This window comes from Fusicatenibacter saccharivorans, assembly GCF_027667425.1.
Taxonomy (GTDB): domain Bacteria; phylum Bacillota; class Clostridia; order Lachnospirales; family Lachnospiraceae; genus Fusicatenibacter; species Fusicatenibacter saccharivorans.
In genome coordinates this window covers 43665-66756 of sequence record NZ_JAQEGR010000009.1, presented here as the reverse complement: position 1 = coordinate 66756, position 23092 = coordinate 43665, and the positions used below count along the sequence as shown (strand labels likewise).

Genomic DNA, 23092 nt, shown 5'->3' with positions numbered 1-23092 from the left:
AATCTCATTTAGCTACTTCTTTATCCACCTTCTATATCTACAGTCAAGTTTAATCAGTTCAAGGATTTTTGAGGCAGTAGTCTGTGCTGGTTTTGCCATAATTGGAGCAAACTGCAACTCAAGTGGGTGAAAGTCTTTCAGTTCTTTCTTTAACGTCTTTCCAATTGCTACATCTCCTAAGTTATCAGTCCAGCCTTGATTTATAATAATAACCCCCATAAATTTTCCTCAATTTCCATAAATTTTGCTGATAAATTTTCGATATATACGCACAGCAGACTCATTATTCAATACTTTTTTTCTAAGGGCGGGAAAAGTCAACTTGTGCTGGATTCCATATTTCAAACGCTCTGCTGCTGAAAAATATGTTTTTGTCAGTCTTTCTTTCTCATTTGCCAACAGTCTCTTTGCCTTGTCCGTTGTACAAAATCCTCCGCCTTGAAAAGCAACAACAACAACCGGAAGGTAAACACATCTGGCTTTTTCCTTTATAACAGCATATAACATTCGTTCTCTGTCCGCACTTACCGTGTATGAAACATCATACCCACGTTTTTTCAGCATACTAGTTTTATAAATTGTCGCTTGGTGACAAATCATTGATCTATAGCAAAAATATTTCGTCAGCTTTTTGGGAGCGGGATCTACCACATCTAATATTTGATTATAGCATCTTCCATAATACAAATCCCCCGATGTCTCCTCAATTCCATCGGCAATACGCTTAAGAACCTCGGAATCATAAAACTTATCACCGGCATTCATAAAGATCATATAATCCCCTTGTGCAACTTCAATTCCCTGATTCATTGCATCATATATGCCGGTGTCTTTTTTTTGTACAAGATGAATTCTTTTATCTTGTGGTAACTTGCAAATCGATTCATCCTTTGAAAAGCCATCTTTTACAATGATTTCAAACTCACTATATGACTGTTTCAATGTACTCTCAACAGTTTCCAATAAATCATTTCCAGCGTTTAGGCACACTGTTATGATACTAAATTTAATCATTTCCCCATCCTCCGCAAAACATTTCTTGCAAAGCTTTCCGCGCCAATTACAGATATCGGATATTCTACCCCAATGGCATTTTTGATTTTCCGATTAAGGCATCGATATTTTTTTAGATTTGTTTCCATAAAACTATCAGGTTCTATGTATTCCATTTTTTCATCGTTCAGAACTTTCAAAAATAAGCGATTCCATTCCTTGATTATCTTATCTGGCGTGAATTTTTTGCATAGCTGAACGCCGTCTCTCCCGTATTGCTCATTAAGTTTATCGTTCTTCAATAGCATTATAATGTCTTTTGCAAAATCATCTGTATGTCCATAAAGCAGTCCGGTTTCTTCATTCAAAACAGTATCTAAAAATCCACCTTTTGCAATGGTAACCACTGGCACACTCATGCTTTCAAAATCGAGTGCACTAATTCCAAATGTCTCAGTTCTTCCCGTAGGATTAACGACACCTACACAAGTATTACGAATCACATCATTCTTTTCGACTCCAAGAACGCCCCAAAAATGTACAGACGGCAAAATATTTCCTTCATCGTCCGTTAAGCCAGACATAAACTGTTTCTCATAAGAATCTTCTGCAATATTGTATTTTCCCAACTTTGAATTTCGGCCATATAACTTTCCATTTCCTACAACATTAAGCGCTGCGTCTGGAACTTCTTTTAGAATAGTTTTCCAAACAGCAGCAAGTACATGGAACCCTTTTGTCGGAACTAATGAACCAATATAGGTAACCGCATGGTTTTGTATCTTATCTCGGTGCAATTCGTCCGTTTCCGGATACATATTATATATGTATGTAGACTTATTAATAACAGCGTGATCAATATAACGATCATATTGCTGCCTTCCAACAAATACATTAGCCTTTGCATATTCGCATTTGCAAATTTTATTACAGAAATCGTTCAAATAAAAGTTATGCCCCCACAGAATTGTTTTAATCTTTTTCGCACTTATATCATCGAAAAAGCTCTGTGGAAGCGGAATACCATTATAAACTGCACTAACAACAAGGACATCAACGTCCTCTTTTTGGGCCTTTGCTGGTAAGTCATCAATACCATTAACAACTACATAGTTATCAACTTCAGGCAGGATACCTTGTTTAGCCACAAATAATGTAACCTTATTATTTGAATAATACATTTTATATACTTGGGCTAACAGCAAAACACAATATTCCGTTCCGCCTATTCCCGGATTTCCCGCCAATAAATTCTTACAATCAACACTTGATATATTTTCATTATTTATATAAATTCCAATATGCATTTTTTATTCCTTTGCAAAAGCAAGCAATCTACTTTCAAATCGCTCATCATCTTTTTGAATTTTAAGATATTCGCTTGAATATGGATAGCACTCTTTATTCAAGCTTTGATACCAGCTCTTAAATGCCTCAATATCAAATTCATCTACATCTGTGACATAAACGAAATCATTGGTCTGCATCAGCTCTCCCATATAAGATCCTTTTGATATCAGCATCGGCAAGCCATAGCGAATCCCATCATAAAGTTTGACTGTCATTGCCAGTTTCTGCTGCTCATCATTCTCATAAAGATTGAGTAATACATCTGTTTGTTCTACAAAAAAGGGAATTTGGTCAACTGTATATCTACCTGTGAAAACAATATTATGATACTTCTCACAATATTGTTTGAGTTCTTCTGTATTGCCTTCCCCACAATAGCGTAGTTCTATACCAGGTACATTTCCAAATAAATCACAAATTTTTTTATTCCATTCGATTTGCCGTATCATTCCCCAAAAAACGACTCTGAGGTTCCTACTACTTTTCTTAGGTAAGCATTCCATTTTTAAATTGCTTACATTGTGAGACATTACAAATTTATTGCTCTCACCAAGAACCTTTTTAAATCCCATCGAGGAAATAGCTGTAAATTCAGATTTTTCAATAATACCTTTTATAATTTTTCTGCAAATGCTATTTTTTTCATATGTCAAATCTCGATAATCAAAAACAAATTTTGATTTTCTGACGATTCCACTCAGCATATATAAAGGTAATGCTGTTTGCGTTGTCAATAAAATAATATGATCATACTTGTTCTTTTTAATTATCTTGCAAAAATACCGCATGCACCCAACAAAGCCGTGAATTTTTTTCGCCTTGGGCTGATAGTTGCTCATTTTATAACGATATGAAATGCTATTACCCTTAAATGTTTTACATTTAATATTGGAATCCATATCTCGGTCCCAGTATAATACGTCATATGGAATATTATTTTTGTCAAAAATATCAGTATATTTATATAGAAATTGCATCAGATGCAAATTATGAAAACCTACAATTGCTATTTTATTCATACTTTCCCAAAGGCCTTTCTCTCAAATCAATACTGAGGTTTCATCATGGTTGATCTCTGTAGATTTTCCAAGATATTTTATAACTTCTTAATAATCCTTGCCGGGTTTCCAGCAATCACACAATTATCCTCAAACTTACCGCACACAACTGCACCGGCACCGACAACACAGCCATCCCCCAGCACTGTGCCTTTCAGGATTATGCTGTTGCATCCGATAAAGCAGTTCTTGCCAATCATAATTTCTCTGCTCGGCACCAGATTGCTATCGCCGCCGTTTTCATCTCGCAGGAGCTTGTTTCTAGCCTCTACCTCTATCGGATGAAAGTCATTGTCCAGAATCTTGCAGTTTCCACCAATGCAAGTGTTTTCACCAATCGTGATCTTTTTCCGGGCGTAAATCGTTGCTCCACTTATCCCGACATTGTCTCCAATTTCAATCTCTGCTCCCGGAGCACGAGTGACAATGATTGTCCGGCTGTAAAGTCCAACTAAATTACTCAGAAAGCTACTCTTGATTGTGACGTTCTCACCAATCTTTAGCTTGGCACCGTCCTTGTTGAAGATGATCGGCACACCCTTCAGCAAGAGGTTTTTCCCATATTCAACTTTCGCCATCTTCATAACCAGCTTAAACCAGTTACTGTTCATACCTCTCGCCTCCTTTACAGCTTCAGAATCTCTTCTGCGTACTTTCTCACCGACACATTTCTGGTAAGATTCTTCTCCAGATTCTCACGTCCTCTGGCTCCCATTGCCTTCAACTCACTGTTTCCAGCATTCTCAATAAACCAGCGGATATTCTCCTCCACCTTGTCATACTCACCCGGCTCACAGCAGAGACCACCATGTGTATCTTCAATCAGGCAACGAACCTCTGAGCCAGACTCTAGGACCCCTAAAATGGGTTTCGAAGCGGCCATTATTCCGTATGCCTTCGATGGGCAGCTCACACCTTTAATGCCTTTCGCATTCACACACCAGTGAACGTCACCAGCGTTCAAGCTATAAATCAGGTCAGCCTTATCTTGGTACGGAATGAAAACCACATTGTCCATGTGATGCTGCTTTACATAGAGCACCAACTTGTCCAGCACGGAGCCTGCACCAACAAATGCGAATACGACCTCCCGACCATCTGCCGTCCTCGTTCCAGCCTTGATTTTCTCCACAACCTTAATCAAATTCTCAAGGTCATAGTACAAACCAATATTGCCAGAGTACATGATGACAAATTTGCCATCAAGACCATACTTCTTCTTGAAAGCAACAACTCTCTCATTGTTTTCATCCAGCGGATATATCTCATTCTCATCAATCCAGTTGTTGATCATAACGGTCTTTGGAACTTTCTTTCCCTCGAAACGTTTCTCGACTGTCTCCACCAGATCACGGCCGACCGTGATCACAAGATCACTGCGCTTGCAGCTGAATTTATCGAACCACATCATGGCATCGGTGATAAACTTGCTCTTGGTGTAGCCAACAGCTAGCACCTGTTCCGGATTGAAGTCCTGAATGTTATAAATGTACTTGGCATGTTTTACCCACTTGCCCCAGACGCCCAACAAACCGCCAAGAATCGGAGGCTGAGAAATGGAGAACACATAGTCCATCTTACCAACCTTAAAGGTCGCACCCATTGCTCCAAAGAAATAGGAAACAATGTTCTTCACACGGCTCTTCTTATTGGTCTTGCTGAACTCCGGCACCCGGATTCGCAGTACCTTCACGCCGTTGATTTCTTCTTCGTAGTATTTCTGTGTCTTATACTTATCTTCAATGATTCCTAAGTAACTCGGTACCACGCAGATGACCGTAATATTGAATTTGTCCAGCATACCCTCCGCCAATTCACGGAGGATCTGCCCCGTTGACGCAGTATCTGGAATATAGTAATGAGCGTAGATCAGGAGATTCTTCTTATTTGACATTCCGCTATATTCCTCTCACAAGTTTTTACATCTAACCACCGATGCAGTACACCGGCGGACCTTATCTATATCAAACAGTGTGTTCATCACACTGTAGCTATCATTTTTCTCACAGTGGGTATCATCCGACCACCACTGAATCTTTTATGTAGACCTGCCATGGGCTACTCACTCATTTCGCTTCAACTGAAACTTTAAGGTAGACACCTTCATACCAACTCACCAACAAAGTGTTAGGTCTTATTGTCATAACTCGCAGTCGCACTTTTCCATTTTTCAAAGTGTTGACCTTTATTGTCATAACCTTCATATCAACTTACTTTGTTAAAACTGTACAAGTTCATATTCCATCTTTGTTGCAACATGAACAATCATCTACCCCTCACTACCTCTAATTCCCCGGAAAAATGCAGTTATCATGTCCTGCTTTTGTCTGCAATAAACTTTTCCAGAAAAATAGATTTTGGACTTTTCAACACTTTCAACCTCCACCTCTAATTCTTCGGAAAAATGAAGGTATCATGTCCGTCCCTTGCTCTGCAATAAAACAGGCTCGCAGTAGGGGTATTTTGCATGAGTTTTATACGCCACCGTAGACCATCATGCCGCCACTGAAAGTTTGAGGTAGACATTGCCAGTTATATACATTCCGTTTGTAATGATACTTAACATATTTTTGTGACTTATGGCCTATTAAAACAGCATTTAGTCTTAGCCCAACAATATCATGTACATTCTAGCTTATTTGCTCCAGTTTGTAAACATTATGAAGCAACTTTCTTCACAGAATGTCGAACTTTTTCCTATTTGTTTCTTTTATCATTACCATTATTTTACATAATATCTATTCGCACAAAAAAGGATTAGCAACCTTTCGAAAATGACACGTTCCTAATCCCCTTTTATTTTCCTATCCTATTCCATTTCTTTCCTTCTCAAAATATCAAACCTATCCAATTCCACGCCAAGATCAATCCACAATTTCTGCTTCGGATGCGGCGCACTCTCCATCTGGTTCCCTTCATCATCCCAGATCCCCTTCACCGTAACGCGGACATTCTCCCCATCCGGTTTCATCACTTCAATTTCTTCCCCAACCGAAAACTTATTCCTCTGCTCAATCGCATATCTGCTTTTTTCATTCTTCTCCCCAACAATCCCCAGATACGTATACTCCTTCACATACGTATTACTATCATAAATCTGGCTCTCATGATCCGGCTTCCCATAGAAAAATCCCGTAGTAAACTGCCTGTACGTACAGTTCGAGATCTGATCCCGATACCACTCCATATTCTCCTCATACTTCTTAGGGCTCTCCAGATAATCATCAATCGCCTTCCGATACGTCCTTGCCACCGTCGCCACATACAGCGCCGTCTTCATTCTTCCTTCAATCTTATAACTGTCAATCCCCGCATCCAGCAAATCCGGGATATGCTCAATCATACAAAGATCTTTCGAGTTAAAGATATACGTCCCTCTCTCATTCTCATACACCGGCAGATACTCCCCCGGTCTGGACTCTTCCATGACCGCATACTTCCACCGGCACGGATGTGTACAAGCCCCCTGGTTCGCATCTCTTCCCGTGAAATAATTGGACAGCAGACATCTTCCCGAGTACGAAATACACATCGCCCCATGAATAAACGTCTCAATCTCCATCTCCTCCGGAATGTGCTCCCGAATCTCTTTGATCTCTGCCAGAGACAGCTCCCGCGCTGTCACGACGCGCTTCGCCCCCTGTTCATACCAGAACTGATACGTTCCATAGTTCGTATTATTCGCCTGTGTACTGATATGCCGCTCAATCTCCGGGCACACTTCCATGGCGATGCGATACACTCCCGGATCCGAAATAATGAGTGCATCCGGTCCAATCTCTTTCAATTCGGCAAAGTAAGCCCGCACACCCTCCAGATCCTGATTATGTGCCAGAATATTCGCGGTGACATACACTTTCACTCCATGCGCATGCGCAAACTCCACGCCTTCTTTCATATCTTCCATCGAAAAGTTCTTCGCCTTCGCGCGGAGTCCGAAGACTTCTCCGCCGATATATACGGCATCTGCGCCGAAGATCACTGCTACTTTTAATACTTCCAGACTGCTGGCTGGAACCAGTAATTCCGGTTTTCTCATGTTGTTTCCTCTCTCTTCTCATGGCTTTTCATCGTGATCGCGATTCCATCTCCCAGCGGCACGACCGATGTCAGCAGCCCTTCATTGTGTGTCAGTTCAAATAAGTATTCCCGCATCCGTTTGTGGATCGTGCGGTTCCGGCGTTCCACGGCGAAGCGGGATTCGATGACGTCGCCGTCCTGCAGCACGTTGTCGGTGATCAGTACGCCGTTCTTATCAAGGACACGCAGGACTTCCGGCAGGAAGTGGATGTACTGTCCCTTAGCGGCGTCCATAAAGATAAAATCGTACGGACCATCCAGGGTTTTTAAGACTTCTGCAGCGTCTCCCGGGATCAGCGTGATGCGGTCGGCGAAGCCGGATTTTTCGAAGTTCTCCCGTGCGATCGGGATGCGTTTTTCGTAATTTTCTATTGTGGTAATCTCTGCGTCCGGTTCGCCGTACTGTGCCATGAAAACAGCAGAGAATCCTACGGCAGTTCCTACCTCCAGGATTCTCTTTGGCTGTTTCATCTTTAAGAATACTTTTAAAAAGCTCTGCATTTCACGGCGAATGATCGGCACTTTTGTCTGTTTGGCCGTCCGCTCCAGATTTTCCAGAAACGGGGTGTGGCCGGTGTCCAGGGAATTGATGTAGGTTACCATTCGTTCGTCTATTATCATGTAAGATTCCTCTTGTTTTGCAAACGTGCGTTATTCCGCGGACGGCTGTCCTTCGGTGTTGACGCCCGCCAGAATTTCCAGCATTTCATCGACGGTCTGTGCGGTGTTCAGCACGTAGGAACCGTCCTTGATGCCGCCGTAGTAGCCGGACAGGCGGTACTGGACTTCGAAAACCAGAAGGCTTTCGTCGATCAGTCCGTTGTCTTTCAGGAGTTCGCCAAGTTCTTTCGCCTCCATGCCGGAACGCACCTGTACGGTGACTTCCTTTCCTTTTCCTCTGGATGCGACTGGCTCCTCGGCAAACACGTCATGTCCAAACTGATATGAAGTTTTCGCTGCCAGAATGATCACAAGAATCACGCAGACGTAAATGAGCAGGCGCACGGTTCCTTTCGCACCTGTCAGCGCTGCGCGGTATCCGGCATCCCTTTTCTTTTCGGACATGGGCGCTCTCCTTTTGATTTTCGGTTTTAGATTTCCGGTACTCCGATGCGGATTGCCTCTGAAATGCAGTCCTGCACCTTCTGTACCATCTTACAGACCTCGAGTTCCGCTTCAAGATAGGCGTTTGCTTTCTCGCTTTTGCGGAGTGCGTAGGAATCCCGCTCCAGGGAATCTACCGCATCGTAAAGGTCTACGTTTTCGGACTGCTGCAGTCGGTAGTTGCGGATTCGATAGTCGTCGACCCGGCTTTTTAAGTCCGGGTCTTTTTCAAGTTCCTCTTCCATCCACAAGTAATTCTGATATGCCCTGCTCTCCCTCATTTCTTCGATGAGCGCATCCAGACATTCTGTTACTTTGTCCATGGTATTTATGCCTCCATGATGATCGGAAGGATCATCGGTCTTCTCTTTGTTTTCTTCCATACATAATCGCCGAGGGCATCTTTGATCGTGGATTTGATCTTGCCCCAGTCGGAGATATTTTTGGAAAGGCAGCCATCCAGCGCCTCTTCTACAACTTCTCTTGCCTCGCCCATCAAATCCTCGGATTCGCGTACATAGACGAAACCGCGGGATACGATGTCCGGGCCGGCCAGAAGCTGGTTCGTTCTCTTTTCGAGAGTCAGTACAACGACCATGATTCCGTCCTCGGACAGATGCTGGCGGTCACGCAGGACGATATTTCCTACATCACCAACGCCGAGTCCGTCGACCATGATGGCTCCGGTGTGGACTTTGCCAGTTACTGCTGCGCCGTCCTCATCGAGTTCCATGACATCACCGGAATACATGAGAAAGATGTTCTCTTTCGGGATGCCGAGGCTCTGTGCTACTTCTGCGTGTGCTTTTAAGTGGCGGTATTCGCCGTGTACCGGAATGGCGTATTTCGGTTTTACCAGGGAGTAGATCAGTTTGATTTCCTCCTGGCAGGCATGTCCGGATACGTGAACGTCCTGGAATACGACGTTGGCACCCTGTGCAGACAGTTCGTTGATGACGTTTGAAACGGCTTTTTCATTTCCCGGGATTGGGTGGGAACTGAAGATCACGGTGTCGCCCGGCAGGATCGAGATCTTTTTGTGCAGGTGTGCCGCCATACGGGACAGTGCTGCCATGGACTCGCCCTGGCTTCCGGTGGTGATCAGGACAAGCTGCTCGCCGGTGTAGTTTTTCATCTGCTCCACATCGATCAGGGTATTTTCCGGGATATTGATGTAGCCAAGCTCCTGCGCGATGGAGATGATGTTGACCATACTGCGGCCTTCGATGACAACTTTACGGCCGTATTTATAAGCAGAGTTGATGATCTGCTGCACACGGTCAACGTTCGATGCGAAGGTTGCGATGATGATTCGGGAATTCTGATGCTCGGCAAACAGGCCGTCGATCGTCTTTCCTACGGTCCGCTCGGACATGGTAAAGCCAGGCCGCTCTGCATTGGTACTGTCGCACATCAGTGCCAGAACGCCTTTCTTTCCGATCTCTGCGAATCTCTGCAGGTCGATGACATCACCAAAGACTGGTGTGTAGTCGACTTTGAAGTCTCCGGTGTGGACGATGATGCCAGCCGGGGAGTAGATTGCCAGTGCTGCTGCATCTGCAATACTGTGGTTTGTTTTGATAAACTCAATGCGGAATGCGCCCAGGTTGATGGACTGTCCGTGTTTGATGATTTTCCGTTTTGTGGTGCGGAGCAGGTTGTGCTCCTTTAATTTGTTTTCGATCAGGCCAATCGTCAGTTTGGTGGCGTAGACCGGTACATTCACTTCTTTTAAGATGTAAGGCAGGGCTCCGATATGGTCCTCGTGGCCGTGGGTGATGACGAAGCCTTTGACTTTGTCGATGTTTTCTTTCAGATATGTTACATCCGGGATGACCAGGTCGATACCGAGCATGTCGTCTTCCGGGAATGCAAGTCCGCAGTCTACGACGATGATACTGTCCTCATACTCGAAAACGGTGATGTTCATACCGATCTGTTCCAGACCGCCAAGCGGTATAATTTTTAATTTACTTCCATTATTCTTTTTCAAATAGCACCTCCGCGCATGTTTTCCAAACGATTCCGTTACCGGTACGGCTTCACGCACGCATCCCCTGAGCGTCACTTCAGGCTGATGGAGCATATCCCGCACCTGCAGGATTTGCCCTTTAAAGCGCTGTCCCGGTCCCGCTTCGTCTGCGTCCCGGTATGGCTTCAAAACGGCTGGTTCAATAGGTGATGTCTGCCTCGTCATCCAACATGGAAGCAAATACGCCGGAAACGGCATCGAATTCGGTGTCGTCTTCTACCATAACATACTCTGCCTCTGCGTCGGTGTCGGTGGAGATATCCTTCAGAATATAGGCATTTGCCTCGTCGTCCTTCGAATCGGATACCAGAATATAGTTGACTCCGTTGATTCTGGTCTGCTCCTCCACGTAAAATTCTTCTTTGCCGCCATCATCTGTTACAAATGTTATTTTTTCCATACAATATTCCTTTGTTCAGTTTTCCTGTGATTCCTTCTGATGGGAAAGATAGTCCAGATATCCCTGCAGGATAAAAACAGCTGCAATCATATCTACGTACTCCTTGCGGTTTTCCCTGCGGATTCCGGTTTCCATCATGGTGCGGTCTGCTTCGACCGTTGTCAGCCGCTCGTCCCACATGACAACGGGCAGACCTGTCCGTCTCTCCAGCATTTCTTTGAACTCGAGAGATTTTTCGGCCCGCTCTCCGATGTCGTTGTTCATATGTTTCGGGAAGCCGAGTACGATTTTTTCCACGCCGTACTCTTTTGCTATCTCTTCAATCCGGGCCAGCGTCTGACGCAGCTTATTCTCCGATTTTCTGCGGACAATTTCGATTCCCTGCGCAGTAAGACCCAGGGCGTCGCTGACTGCCACCCCTACTGTTTTTGAGCCGTAATCTAATCCCATTATTCTCATAGTAATTACGCTCACTTCCAGGATTCATTTTTGATGTACTCTTTTAACAGTTCCTCTACCAGTTCATCACGCTCTACTTTCATGATCAGGCTTCTGGCCCCCTTAAAGCTTGTGATGTACGTCGGGTCGCCTGACATGATATAGCCTACGATCTGGTTGACTGGATTATACCCTTTTTCTACCATGGCGTTGTAAACGGTTTCGAGTACCTCTTTTACCTGAATCTCCGGCTCTGTTTTTACTTTAAAATATTGTGTGTTACTTAATCCTGACATTCTTTTCACGTCCTCGTATTTATTGATATCATTTATATTCTAATACATGTTATGGGAAATTTCAATCGTGAAATTGCCCAACTATTTGAATGTTACAGTTCACTGCATCTCAGCGAACTGTAACATTCAAAGCCCGCATGGAAAATTTTGCTTTGCGAAGAGGCGGCAGCTATTTCTGATGTTATTTTATCCCTGAAAACGCCGCATTATTCATATGAATTGGAAGTAAAAATCATTTCCAGGATTCTCTGGGCACAGGCGGTCAGGTCTTTTTCCTCGAGATACTGGTCATTTTCGGCACTCAGCGCATCCAGGATTTCGCGGCGGTCGGTTTCGGTTCCCGGCATCACAAGATCGTTTCCGGCAGCAATGCATTTTGCGGCAGAGGAGCCTCCGTCGGCGTTTGTTGTGGTCCAGTCTGTCATGATGATGCCGGCAAAGCCCCATTCCTTTCTTGCAGCGGTTGTGCACAGATCGTAGCTGTTGGCGGTGTGGACACCGTTTACCTTGTTGTAGGAGGTCATGATCGCCTTTGGCTGGGATTCTTTGATTGCAATTTCGAAGCCCTTCAGATAGATCTCACGCAGAGCGCGCTCGGAGACGATGCTCGATACGCCGCGGCGGTTTTCTTCCTGATTGTTGCAGGCGTAATGTTTGATGGTCGTTCCGACCCCGTGCTGTCTCTGCACACCGCGTGTGAGAGCTGCTGCGATGATTCTGACCAGAATTTCGATTGAATTTTCTCCCGCCCTGTTCTATACTAATGTAAACAAATGTAGCTGTTTTTTATTCCAGATAACTACAAAATCGGAGGTATCACGCTTTATGCATATGACACAAATTCAATCTGTCTTAAACGAGAAAAAAATCACGTTTTCCTATACGGAAGAGGACAACTGCGGAAGCATCGACTTTGAGCACCGCGGTCTGCGGTATCATATCTGGGAATTTGCAGACGATGTGGAGCCGGTCGGCGTGGAGACCAATCTGCGGTATGCAGGGCGCGATGAGGAAATCGAAGGCGATTACGATACGATTCTCGCAGAACATTTAAAGAAAGAATTTTAAGCGATTTCATTTCATTTTTGGGAAAAGATGTGTATTTTATGACGCCAGTTCTTCAACCACAGCTCGAAAAAGTCACGCTGGAACAGTATGAAATGCTTCCAGAAGAGAAACGCTTCAAAGTTTTTGACGGTGTCGTCTACGACATGGCAAGCCCTTCGCAGGTTCATCAGGCACTGTCCATGCAGCTTTCCACACTCATCAATACTTACATTCTTCGCAAAAAATCATATATTTTCTAACGCTGCCAGAAACAGCTCATAGAAGTCATCTTCCCCTTCAAGCGCCGGGGAATTTTCTCCGCCGCCATTGGTGCTGCGTTTGATTTCTGCGTAAAATTCTTCACCTGCCATGGCAAGATCCATTTCATAGATGGAAACGTCATAGGCATGGCAGATTTCGCAGAATGCGTGGATTGGATTCGGATTTTCCCTTGTCTGAAGCAGTTTTTCACGCAGAATGGGGTCTGCCTTTGCTTTTTTCTGCCAAGCTTTTGCCTGCACTGCAGGGAAGTTCTTTCATCGCCATGATTGCTGTTCTCAGACATCTGCGAGCCGTAACTTTTCTCAATCAGTTCGTTTTTTGTCAATAAATGATTTCTTGACGCTTTCAGATCTCTGTGATACAGTAATGGCAGAAACGAGGTGATTGCATGAAAAACACATTTGAGCAACAGATTTACGAGATCTTTGGAACAACGGACCCAAAGGAGCTGCGCAAGCTTTCCAAAGACGCGAAACAATACCAGCAGTTAGCGAAAAAAGAAGCACTGCGCCATGCAGCTGGAAGAAAACCTGCTTTTTCGCTGCCACAAATCATTCAGATGGCTGCCATGCAGCAGCAGGGAAAAAGTATTGCCGAGATCGCGCGCACCTTTCAGGTCAGCAGGCAGACGGTATACAATCAAATTGCCCGTGCTCACTGTTTCAGCACGGATCCCGATGTCAAAACGCGGATGTGTTTTCTTTACCGCGATCAGCTTTGCACAACGATTGATATCGACTTCCGTCATGAGAAAATTGCAATCCAGAATTACACAAAAAAAATTCCGCTTCGTGCCTTTGGCGTTGTGGAGCATCCGACCTGGGATGATTTTACCTGGTTTCTGGAAAGCCGCTGTTTTCCCAAAACACGCGATCATGCCAAAGACATTTTAAAAGAAATGGGACTTCCCTTTTATGATCCGCTGCTTATCATTGAAAAAACAGATGGGCGAATGGCCGGTGACGAGCAATGGCTCCTGATTCTGAAAAATAAGGAGGCACGCCATGGAACAGATCCGTCTTGATCATCAGCTGCCTGTCAAAAAAACAGATCACACCTCAAAAGGGGACCAGCTCAAGTGGAAAATCGGTAATATCTGGTACAAATCCGACTATATGGGATATGAGGGACTCTCGGAGACACTGGTGTCTCATTTACTGCAAAAAAGCACTCTTTCCCATCCGTTTGTCCTGTATCAGCCTGTTCGGATTGCATACCGCGGCACTCTCCGCAGTGGCTGTTCCAGTCCTGATTTTCTAAAAGCAAATCAGATGCTGATCCCATTGGAAAAACTGTACCGCCAGAATACCGGAGACAGTCTGGCAATCACGCTTGCTGCTTTTTCAGAACCGGCGGAACGCATTCGTTTTCTGGCAGATCAGATGGAACACATGACGGGAATTCAGAATTTCGGTGCATATCTGACCGCTATGCTGGAAATTGATGCCTTCTTTCTAAACGAAGACCGGCACACCAACAACATCGCTGTTCTATATGATACAGAAACAGAGCAATATTCTCCAAGTCCTCTATTCGATCAGGGTTTATGCCTGTTTGCAGACATTAGCAATGACTATCCTCTGGATCTGCCGATGGATGTCTGTATAGAACGCATCGAAGCCAAACCTTTCAGCTCTGATTTTGATACACAGCTGGATGCTGCGGAGGAATTATACGGTATCCAGCTTCACTTTTCCTTTACGCCAAAAGATGTCTGCACGGAACTGGCTTCTCTGGCCGATTACTACCCTCTGGAAATCCGCCAGCGTGTTGAGCAAATCATACGCCGACAGATGCGCAAATATGGATATCTGATGCGCAGTTAGAGTCGAAAAGAAAACAGTACAGAAAAGTCCCCACGCTGTGTGTGTCTTCTGTACTGTTTTCTTTTTTGACCTTTTTACACGATCTTATGCCATTTTCTTAAATACCGGAATCGAATCGATCGGTGCAGCGGCACGGATAGTCTGTCCGCCTTCGTACACTTTTCCGTCTCTGGTGTCTTCCCAGCGTCCTTCCGGAAGATATACTTCACGCTCAAACTCGTTCAGATGGAAAATCGGCGCTACCAGGTATTCGCTTCCGAACATATACTGATCCTGCAGCTCCCAGCATTTTTTGTCATCCGGGAACTCATAGAACATGGTACGGATCAGCGGAGAACCGTTTTCGGATGCCTCGTCATACAGCTGTTTGATGTAATCGTGCATGCTGATGCGGATGTCGTAATATTTCTTCATGATCCGGTAATTTTCTTCTCCATAGCTCCACAATTCATTGGACTGGCCGGTATACAGATAGCCGCCGCCAAAGTCACGGTCATCGAGCGGTGGAATGTTGTGCGGTCCGCGGTCGCCGTGCATACGGAGAACAGCAGAGTAAACGGCAAACTCATACCATCGGATCAGAAGCTGCTGGAAATCCGGGTCATTGACATCATCTGTCATAAAGCCGCCGATATCGGTTGTCCACCACGGAATGCCGGCAAGACCCATATTAAGGCCGGCCTGGAGCTGATCATAGAAGGCTTCAAAGGTACTCGGCACATCGCCGGACCATACAACATTTCCGTATTTCTGACTTCCGGCCCAGGCGCAGCGAAGCAGGTTTACAATATTTTCTTCTCCTTCTGCTTTCATGCCGTCATAGAAGACACGGCTGTACAGCTGCGGATAGATATTGCTGCAGGAAAGAGCCGGTCCGTCGATATAGCGGTAATGATCGAAATCGTAAACGCCGAAATCCGGTTCTGAGTTGTCCAGCCAGAAGGCATCGATTCCAAAATCATAATAGTTTTTCTTGCAGACTTCCCAGACGTATTTTCTGGTTTCCGGGTTGAACACATCGATTTCCACGCAGTCCCCCTGGAAATCATACGTCTGCAGGGCGCCGCGCTCTGTTTTAATCAGCAGGCCGCGGTCCAGCATCGGCCAGAAGTTCTCGCTCTTCCGGTCTACGCTTGGCCATACGGAAACGATAACTTTGATTCCCATGGAATGCAGTTCGTCCACCATGGCTTTTGGATCCGGCCAGTATTTTTCATCGAATTTCCAGTCGCCCTGTACGGTCCAGTGGAAGAAATCGATGACAATCTGATCGATTTTGATGCCTTCCTTCTGGTAGCGGCGTGCCACTTCAAGCACTTCCTCCTGCGTACGGTAGCGCAGCTTGCACTGCCACAGGCCCATACGGTCCTCCGGGAATTTCGGCGCGCGGCCGGTCACTGCGGTGTAATTTTCCAGGATCTCTTTCGGTGTATCGGCTGCGGTCAGCCAGTAGTCCATATCTTTGGTCGAGCGTGCAGTCCATTCGGTGTAGTTCTTTCCGAAGGTTACCTGTCCGACAGCCGGATTGTTCCACAGCATACCATATCCTAAGCTGGATACGGCGAATGGTACGCTGATCTGGGAGTTCCGCTGCGCCAGCTCCAGGGTGCATCCCTTCAGATCCATGTATTTCTGCTGATACTGGCCCATTCCGAAAATCTTCTCTTCGTCGTTGCTCTCAAATTTCAGGTTCAGGCTGTATTCGCTTCCGCCGATCACACCTTTCCACTCACGGTTGACCGTTTTTAAGCAGCGGCTCTCTTTGCTGATCGTTCCGTCGTAGCAACGGTGATATTCTCTTAAAATTTCCTGTTCTTCTTTGTAGAAGGTGATAACTCCTGCAAAGTTGACCACAGCACGGATTTTTCCATTGGTGATGGATGCGCTGGTTCTTTTTCCCATCGATCCGTCGATTTCCAGATGATCGACCTCAAACTGCTCTGCTTTTGCCTCTGTTTTTTCCGGCACTTCGGTCAGCGCCCAGTCTTTTCCGGAAAATTCTGGAAGCATGGTTGCGCGGACACGTAAGGAATCTTTTCCCCACGGCTCAATCCGCAGTGTTTCTCCGTTTGCCTGTGCAATTAACACACCATTTTTTGTCTGAAAACGCATTGTTTTATTCTCCTTTTTTGAAAAGAGAGGTCACAGAACAATTTGCTTTTCCGTGCCTCTCCCTATATTCTTACATTCCGATGCTTATGCAACAACAACTTCGTTCGCATCTGCTGCGAGTACAGCTTCTTTCTTCTCGTTTCCGACGAATACTTCTACTTTGAGTTCCGTATGTGCACCTTCTACGGATACTTTCACTGTGTCGCCGTCTTTCACTGCTTTTACGGTGAATACATTGTTTCCGTGGATATCCGGAACTTTTGTCTCGGCTGCGTCTTTTAACTGATATACGCAAACAGTTGCGTGGTCAGCGTAGTCGTAATCCGGTTTGGTGTCGCAGTTTCCTCTTACTACGATGCTGTTCTCTCTTACATACAGCGGCATGGAGAAGTAGTCGTAGGTTCCCTGATACCATCTTCCGCCCTCTTTTGTCTCGCCGGTCAGAAGCTCAGTCCAGGTGCCTTCCGGCAGGTAGTACTGTGCAACTTTATCCTCGCGGAATACCGGTGCAACCATAAGGGCATCACCTAACATGTACTGCTGATCCAGATACGGAACGGCCGGGTCGTTCATGAACTCGAATACCATCGGGCGCATTACCGGGGTTCCTTCCTCGTGTGCCTCTACAGATTTCTGGAAAATGTACGGCATCAGCGAGCATTTCAGGTTGGTGAAGAATTTTACTACGTCGCAGGACTCTTCGTCGAACAGCCACGGCACACGGTAGCTTGTGGATCCGTGCAGACGGCTGTGGGTAGACATCAGTCCAAATGCGCACCATCTCTTGTACAGATCCGGTGTTGCGGTGCTCTCGAATCCGGAGATATCATGGCTCCAGAAGGAGAAGCCGCTCATGGCGAAGGAAAGGCCGCCGCGCAGCGTTTCTGCCATGGACGGATAGTTTGCAGAGCAGTCGCCGCCCCAGTGTACCGGGAATTTCTGGCTTCCTGCTGTTGCACTTCTTGCAAACAGAACTGCCTCGTTCTCACCTTTTACTTCTTTTAACAGGCTGAATACTGCCTGGTTGTACAGGTATGTATAGTAGTTGTGCATTGCCTGCGGATCGCTTCCGTCGTGGTAAACAACGTCAACCGGGATTCTCTCGCCGAAGTCGGTCTTAAAGCAGTCTACGCCGCAGTCCAGAACAGTTCTCAGTTTATCGGTATACCATTTAACCGCATCCGGGTTGGTAAAGTCCACAAGGCCCATACCTGCCTGCCAGTTGTCGGTCTGCCATACGCCTTTTCCGTCTGCTCTCTGCAGCAGATAGCCGTTTGCAGCGCCTTCTTTGAAGAATGCGGTTCCCTGTGCAATATACGGGTTGATCCATGCACAGATGTGAAGACCTTTGTCGTGATATTTCTTTAAGGTTGCGCGAATATCCGGGAAGCATTTCTTGTCCCACTCAAAATCGCACCAGTGGAATTCGTGCATCCAGAAGCAGTCGAAGTGGAAAACGCTCAGCGGAATATTTCTCTTTTCCATTCCCTCGATGAAGGATGTGGTAGTCTCTTCGTCGTAGTTTGTGGTAAAGGATGTGGACAGCCACAGACCAAAGGACCACGCCGGAGGAAGTGCCGGGCGTCCGGTCAGCGCGGTGTACTCGTTCATGATCTTCTTCGGTGACGGTCCGTGGAACAGATAGTATTTGATTCTTTCGCCCGGTACGGAGAAGCCGACATACTCTACTTTTTCACTTGCTACTTCGAAAGAAACGTTGTCGGTACTGTCAACGAGAATACCGTAGCCGTTGTTTGTCATGTAGAACGGTACGCATTTGTAGCCGATTTCGGATGCCGTACCGCCGTCCTCGTTCCAGGTGTCTACAACCTGTCCGTTTTTTACGAATGGAGTAAATCTCTCGCCAAGGCCGTATACGCACTCGCCGACGCCAAGGGAGAGCTCGCTTACCATATATGGCTGATATTTTTCGGTCATGTAATTCTGGGCTGGCAGCATGGTGCTCTGCTGACGGTCCCATCTGATATAGGAAAGGTTGCGGAAGCCGCTTCCGGTCAGAACTTTTCCATCTGCCTCGAAGGTGTAAGCAAAGACACCTTTTCTCTGTACGCGGACCTGTACGCTTCCGGTATCAAGAACTGCCTCATCCTCGTTGATCGTTACAGTTACGTCCTCGTATACGCTCTCTGTTTTGTCGAAGGACGGAACTTTGTTGTCGTAGGCTTCGTAGTGCCATGCCTCCATGGAGATGGTGTCCGGTGTATGTGCTACGAACTCAACGGTGATGGTCGGCAGGTTCAGGGTCATGCCTCTGTGCTCGATCGGACGTGTGGTAGCCAGGATACGCATACCGCCTGGAATCTGCTCTACTTCATAAGCCTGCATTGCATGGGATGCATTTGCTTTTTCACTCGGAAGCCAGTAACCTTCTGTGAATTTCATCTTTTCATTACCTCCTGATTTGATGCGCCCGAAACAGAGGATGAAAAGCACTCTCTTTTCATCATTTTTTACAGAATTCCTGTTTCAGGCTGACGTTTTTTGGTAATTTTATCCTACCACACTTTTCCTGTCGAAAACAGGGAGGATTCTGTGAAAAAATACGGCGATATTATCTTTTTTCCGGTTTGAACCTTTTTCTGGTTCCAATATGCAAAACGGGAGTGTGTCCCGCAAAAGTATCCTGTTGCATTTCCAATTACTTTTGCCGGGACACACTCCCATCTTTCTTCTTTTGTTTTTTCTTTATGCCACAATCAGATAGGCAACAACTGCCAGCAGGATCTGCAGGATCACAAAGCGGATCACAACCTGACTGTCGGACCATTTGTATTTCAGGCGGACATGGTCATGCAGCGGTGTTCTTGTATTTTTGAGGATCGCGATTTTCAGGAAACGGAGTAAAAATACTTTGACAAGGCCGATTCCTCCGTCGACGATCATCACGCCTGCCATCAGCAGATATAAGAACGGATGGCGGGACTGCATGGCAAGGATGGCGATGTAGAAGCCAAGTGCTCTCGAACCGGCGTCGCCCATCAGCATGCTGCTCGGCGAGGTATTGAAATACAGGTACGCGAGAAGCGCTGCCACGAACAGGTAATTGGCTACGGTGAAGCTTCCAAGGACATCGTGGAAAATCATACTGAACGCGAAGATGACCACGCAGGAAAGGCTCGCGCAGAGTCCGTCGACACCGTCGGAACAGTTTGTAACGTTGATCGAAATCCAGATCAGGATGATGCCGAGGATTATGTAGACCACTTTCGGAATGGTAAGGGACATGCTTCCGAAGTAGATCGTGGTGGAATTGTAATTCACAAAGGTGATGACGGTCACAATGGAGATGACGAGGTCAATCGCGCCTTTTTTGTAATCGCTCCACGGGGTTTCGGATGCATCATCGAGGTAGCCGCTCAGCATGATGCAGACGAGCAGGATCGCGTAGATCACATACTCGGCGCCAAGAGGCAGGAACAATACGCTTCCGATCAGGAAACAGATGACGATCACGAGGCCGACGCCGCGCAGTTTTCCGCGGGAGAGGCCGCCGTTTACGGCAAATTCTCTGCCGTGATCGCTCGGCAGAAAGGAAAATGGATGCTTTAACGCCAGAAAGGTCAGCAGAAAGGTGACCACGATTCCCAGCATGGCGATCTGGCCGGGATTTAAAAAATTACTCCATACTTGATACATACGTTTTCTTCCTTCACTTTTCTTTAGATTGAGTTTGCACGAAGCCGTATGTGACGTGGCTTTGTGTTCATTTATTATAACAACTTCATACAAAAATTGCTATACCCAATTCGGGGGTTTCGTGATAAGATAGTGATACACTAAGTTGAACAAAAAAGGAGTTTTTTATGCCACGCAAAGATCATCTGCCGCGCCAGACACGCCAGGAACACATCACGCTGCAGCCGAACCGCAGCATCGAATTTCGTGTAACCGACGATTTCGGCAGTTTTTCGCCGCCGCACTGGCACGACGCGCTGGAAATTATTTATATTCTGGAGGGTTCCTCCATTGTCACGCTCTCGGACCGCACAAAGACCGTCCTTCCGGGTCAATTTCTGCTGATCAATTCCGGGCGTATCCACACGGCGCGCTGTCCGTCCACGGGAAACCGCTCGATTCTGATGCAGATTCCGGATGCGTTCCTTGCGAACTATCTGCCTGATCCGTCACAGCTCTGGTTCTCGATTGACTACGACAGTACGAATCCGGAAGTGCAGAAAAATATCAGCCAGCTCCGGCGTCTTCTGCTTTCGATGATGCAGCTTCATGACGAAATGCCCGACGGCTATCTGCTGACGTTCCAGCGGGAGCTTTTTACGTTTCTCGATCTGCTCTACACGAAATTTTCCGAGAAGAGCCCGCTTGCGCACCACCCGATGAGCTCCCGGACGCAGACACGGCTCGATACGATTCTGACGTACACGCAGGAAAATTACCAGCGGCCGATTACGCTGAAGGAGGCTGCCGATGTTGTCTCGCTGCAGCCGGAATATTTCTGCCGGTTCTTCCGCCAGAACATGGAAACGACGTATCTGGAATACTTGAATTCCTACCGTCTTTCCCGCATCTACCGCGACCTGATCGCCACGGATCTGCCGGTCGGCACGCTCGCGGAAAAGCATGGTTTTACAAACGATAAGCTATTTCACCGCCTCTTCCGCGAGCGGTTTCACACGACGCCGCTGCAGCTTCGGAAGGCAGCACGCGAGAAAGGATCCTGATAGCTTTCGCTGTTTTAATATCTTTGAGAATGGGAGTTTAACACGATGACAAAAGAAAAACTGGCGCTTGCCGTCATTGAACGTTTGAAACAAGAATATCCTGACGCCGACTGTACGCTTGACTATGACCAGGCGTGGAAGCTGCTCGTCAGTGTCCGCCTGGCCGCACAGTGCACCGATGCGCGGGTCAATGTTGTGGTGGAGGATCTCTACGCAAAGTATCCTGATATCGATGCGCTGGCAAACGCGACACCGGAGGAAATCGAGGAAATTGTGCGGCCGTGCGGTCTTGGAAAGAGCAAGGCACGCGACATCAACGCCTGCATGCGCATGCTGCGCGACGAGTACCACAGCCAGGTGCCGGATGACTTTAACGCACTTTTGAAGCTCCCGGGCGTGGGACGGAAAAGTGCGAACCTGATTATGGGCGATGTATTCAAAAAGCCTGCGATTGTGACGGATACGCACTGCATCCGACTGTGCAACCGCATCGGGCTCGTGCATGACTGCAAGGATCCGAAGAAGGTGGAGATGGCACTCTGGAAAATTGTGCCGCCGGAAGAAGGAAGCTCGCTCTGCCACCGGTTTGTGGAGCACGGACGCGAGGTCTGTACTGCGCGGACGACACCGCACTGTGAACGGTGTGTGCTCGCGGATATCTGTGAGAAGAACGGCGTAGAAAAATAGCATTTTTCTATGCGTTTCCATGCGAAAAAGGCTTTTGCATACCGGACAGATTTTTCTGATTCTGTCCCGGCTGCAAAAGCCTTTTTGTTTCTATTTTTTATACGACCGAAAGAAGTCCGTCAGCGCTTTCAGCGTTTTCCCGAGCACCTGCACTTCCTCTTCTCCGAGTTCCGCCATCACGGCATCCGTCATCTGCTCGTGGAATTTTGCGTGATGATGGAATGCCTGCCGTCCCTTTCCGGTCAGGTGGATGTAGACGATCCGGCGGTCCTTCTCGCTGCGCTCCCGCTCGGTGTAGCCTTTTTTCACCAGACTGTTCATCGACGTTGTCAGCGATCCGACCGTGATGTCGAGCTTTGCCGCGATTGATGACATATTGCCGCCCTCCAGGCCGACGGCTTCTATGATGTGCATATCGTTGTTCGTCAGATCCTTGAAATCCTCGGTGATGATCGCCTCTTCTTCCAGTTTTTGTATCTCGTGAAACAGATGGACCAGTGTCTCATTGATGATTTCTCTGTTATCCACTCCTCTTCCCCTTTCCGTCTGTTCTGTCCCTTCTGAACAGGGTTCCGCTCTTTCTGTCTGTATTGTATCAAAAAAGTTCCAGACAAACAATACCAAAAACTGCCTGGGAAACGGCGGATCGCTCCGTGCCGTTTCCTAGGCAGTTCTGTTATGTTTGAT

Annotated in this window: 26 protein-coding genes; 6 read left to right on the top strand and 20 right to left on the bottom strand. The window is 46.5% G+C overall.

Features of this window, described 5'->3' with window-relative positions:
• Positions 1-12: 12 nt before the first annotated feature.
• The 15 genes from PGS38_RS09930 to PGS38_RS09860 form a co-directional block, all read right to left on the bottom strand.
• Positions 13-219: a PX domain-containing protein gene (locus PGS38_RS09930; protein WP_119188663.1), complete on the bottom strand. Its 207-nt coding sequence runs from the start codon at positions 217-219 to the stop codon at positions 13-15.
• Between the two features lie 9 nt (positions 220-228).
• Complete coding sequence (locus tag PGS38_RS09925; RefSeq protein ID WP_119188664.1) at positions 229-1014, bottom strand: glycosyltransferase; 786 nt, start codon at positions 1012-1014, stop codon at positions 229-231.
• Positions 1011-2300: a glycosyltransferase family 4 protein gene (locus PGS38_RS09920; RefSeq protein ID WP_119188665.1), complete on the bottom strand. Its 1290-nt coding sequence runs from the start codon at positions 2298-2300 to the stop codon at positions 1011-1013. Before PGS38_RS09920 ends, PGS38_RS09925 begins: the two co-directional genes overlap by 4 nt.
• A 3-nt stretch (positions 2301-2303) precedes the next feature.
• Entirely contained in the window at positions 2304-3362 is a 1059-nt protein-coding gene (locus PGS38_RS09915; protein ID WP_119188666.1) for a glycosyltransferase family protein, read from the bottom strand.
• Between the two features lie 77 nt (positions 3363-3439).
• Positions 3440-4012, bottom strand: coding sequence for an acyltransferase (locus PGS38_RS09910; protein ID WP_270476211.1), 573 nt, complete (start codon positions 4010-4012; stop codon positions 3440-3442).
• A gap of 14 nt (positions 4013-4026) precedes the next feature.
• Entirely contained in the window at positions 4027-5295 is a 1269-nt protein-coding gene (locus PGS38_RS09905; RefSeq protein WP_119188668.1) for a glycosyltransferase family 4 protein, read from the bottom strand.
• Between the two features lie 915 nt (positions 5296-6210).
• Positions 6211-7440, bottom strand: a complete 1230-nt coding sequence (locus PGS38_RS09900; protein WP_270476207.1) for a peptidase U32 family protein — start codon at positions 7438-7440, stop codon at positions 6211-6213.
• Positions 7437-8102 (bottom strand): O-methyltransferase, encoded by a 666-nt coding sequence (locus PGS38_RS09895; protein WP_022461075.1) that lies wholly within the window; start codon positions 8100-8102, stop codon positions 7437-7439. Before PGS38_RS09895 ends, PGS38_RS09900 begins: the two co-directional genes overlap by 4 nt.
• A 30-nt stretch (positions 8103-8132) precedes the next feature.
• Positions 8133-8546, bottom strand: coding sequence for a hypothetical protein (locus tag PGS38_RS09890; RefSeq protein WP_022461074.1), 414 nt, complete (start codon positions 8544-8546; stop codon positions 8133-8135).
• A 26-nt stretch (positions 8547-8572) separates the two neighbouring features.
• Positions 8573-8908: a YlbF/YmcA family competence regulator gene (locus PGS38_RS09885; RefSeq protein ID WP_158568317.1), complete on the bottom strand. Its 336-nt coding sequence runs from the start codon at positions 8906-8908 to the stop codon at positions 8573-8575.
• Between the two features lie 5 nt (positions 8909-8913).
• A complete protein-coding gene (locus PGS38_RS09880) occupies positions 8914-10578 on the bottom strand; it encodes a ribonuclease J (protein WP_055218756.1) in 1665 nt (554 codons plus the stop codon).
• 178 nt (positions 10579-10756) lie between these two features.
• A complete protein-coding gene (locus PGS38_RS09875; RefSeq protein WP_022461718.1) occupies positions 10757-11017 on the bottom strand; it encodes a DUF1292 domain-containing protein in 261 nt (86 codons plus the stop codon).
• 15 nt (positions 11018-11032) lie between these two features.
• Positions 11033-11476, bottom strand: coding sequence for a Holliday junction resolvase RuvX (gene ruvX, locus PGS38_RS09870; protein WP_022461717.1), 444 nt, complete (start codon positions 11474-11476; stop codon positions 11033-11035).
• 11 nt (positions 11477-11487) lie between these two features.
• Positions 11488-11751, bottom strand: a complete 264-nt coding sequence (locus tag PGS38_RS09865) for an IreB family regulatory phosphoprotein (protein WP_022461716.1) — start codon at positions 11749-11751, stop codon at positions 11488-11490.
• Between the two features lie 206 nt (positions 11752-11957).
• Positions 11958-12440 carry a glycoside hydrolase family 3 N-terminal domain-containing protein gene (locus tag PGS38_RS09860; protein WP_416388409.1) on the bottom strand — a complete coding sequence of 161 codons (483 nt, stop codon included), beginning with the start codon at positions 12438-12440 and terminating at the stop codon, positions 11958-11960.
• Between the two features lie 136 nt (positions 12441-12576).
• On the opposite strand from PGS38_RS09860, the gene PGS38_RS09855 reads away from it, so the two are divergent.
• Positions 12577-12819 (top strand): hypothetical protein, encoded by a 243-nt coding sequence (locus tag PGS38_RS09855; RefSeq protein WP_055265060.1) that lies wholly within the window; start codon positions 12577-12579, stop codon positions 12817-12819.
• Positions 12820-12857: 38 nt separating this feature from the next.
• Positions 12858-13058, top strand: coding sequence for a hypothetical protein (locus PGS38_RS09850; RefSeq protein WP_147398277.1), 201 nt, complete (start codon positions 12858-12860; stop codon positions 13056-13058).
• Here PGS38_RS09850 and PGS38_RS09845 read toward each other — a convergent pair.
• A complete protein-coding gene (locus tag PGS38_RS09845; RefSeq protein ID WP_118641083.1) occupies positions 13044-13319 on the bottom strand; it encodes a hypothetical protein in 276 nt (91 codons plus the stop codon). The two genes, PGS38_RS09850 and PGS38_RS09845, sit on opposite strands and share 15 nt — an antisense overlap.
• 149 nt (positions 13320-13468) lie before the next feature.
• On the opposite strand from PGS38_RS09845, the gene PGS38_RS09840 reads away from it, so the two are divergent.
• Both PGS38_RS09840 and PGS38_RS09835 read left to right on the top strand, forming a co-directional pair.
• On the top strand, positions 13469-14104 hold the full coding sequence (locus tag PGS38_RS09840; RefSeq protein ID WP_118641085.1) for a helix-turn-helix domain-containing protein: 636 nt from the start codon (positions 13469-13471) through the stop codon (positions 14102-14104).
• Positions 14085-14906 carry a HipA domain-containing protein gene (locus PGS38_RS09835; protein WP_118641087.1) on the top strand — a complete coding sequence of 274 codons (822 nt, stop codon included), beginning with the start codon at positions 14085-14087 and terminating at the stop codon, positions 14904-14906. The genes PGS38_RS09840 and PGS38_RS09835 overlap by 20 nt, the downstream gene beginning before the upstream one ends.
• 84 nt (positions 14907-14990) lie before the next feature.
• Here PGS38_RS09835 and PGS38_RS09830 read toward each other — a convergent pair whose 3' ends face one another.
• The 3 genes from PGS38_RS09830 to PGS38_RS09820 all read right to left on the bottom strand — a co-directional run bounded on the left by PGS38_RS09830 (position 14991) and on the right by PGS38_RS09820 (position 20675).
• Positions 14991-17018, bottom strand: coding sequence for a glycoside hydrolase family 31 protein (locus PGS38_RS09830; RefSeq protein WP_118641089.1), 2028 nt, complete (start codon positions 17016-17018; stop codon positions 14991-14993).
• Positions 17019-17102: 84 nt separating this feature from the next.
• Positions 17103-19421 (bottom strand): alpha-xylosidase, encoded by a 2319-nt coding sequence (gene yicI / locus PGS38_RS09825; RefSeq protein ID WP_118641091.1) that lies wholly within the window; start codon positions 19419-19421, stop codon positions 17103-17105.
• Between the two features lie 303 nt (positions 19422-19724).
• On the bottom strand, positions 19725-20675 hold the full coding sequence (locus tag PGS38_RS09820; protein ID WP_118641095.1) for an MraY family glycosyltransferase: 951 nt from the start codon (positions 20673-20675) through the stop codon (positions 19725-19727).
• Positions 20676-20842: 167 nt separating this feature from the next.
• On the opposite strand from PGS38_RS09820, the gene PGS38_RS09815 reads away from it, so the two are divergent.
• Positions 20843-21718, top strand: a complete 876-nt coding sequence (locus tag PGS38_RS09815; RefSeq protein ID WP_117509585.1) for an AraC family transcriptional regulator — start codon at positions 20843-20845, stop codon at positions 21716-21718.
• Positions 21719-21763: 45 nt separating this feature from the next.
• The gene (locus PGS38_RS09810; protein ID WP_117509586.1) at positions 21764-22405 is read left to right on the top strand and encodes an endonuclease III domain-containing protein; all 642 of its coding nucleotides are present in this window, start codon (positions 21764-21766) and stop codon (positions 22403-22405) included.
• 90 nt (positions 22406-22495) lie between these two features.
• Here the strand turns inward: PGS38_RS09810 and PGS38_RS09805 are convergent, their stop codons facing one another.
• Positions 22496-22933 carry a MarR family winged helix-turn-helix transcriptional regulator gene (locus PGS38_RS09805; RefSeq protein ID WP_022463033.1) on the bottom strand — a complete coding sequence of 146 codons (438 nt, stop codon included), beginning with the start codon at positions 22931-22933 and terminating at the stop codon, positions 22496-22498.
• Between the last annotated feature and the right edge of the window lie 159 nt (positions 22934-23092).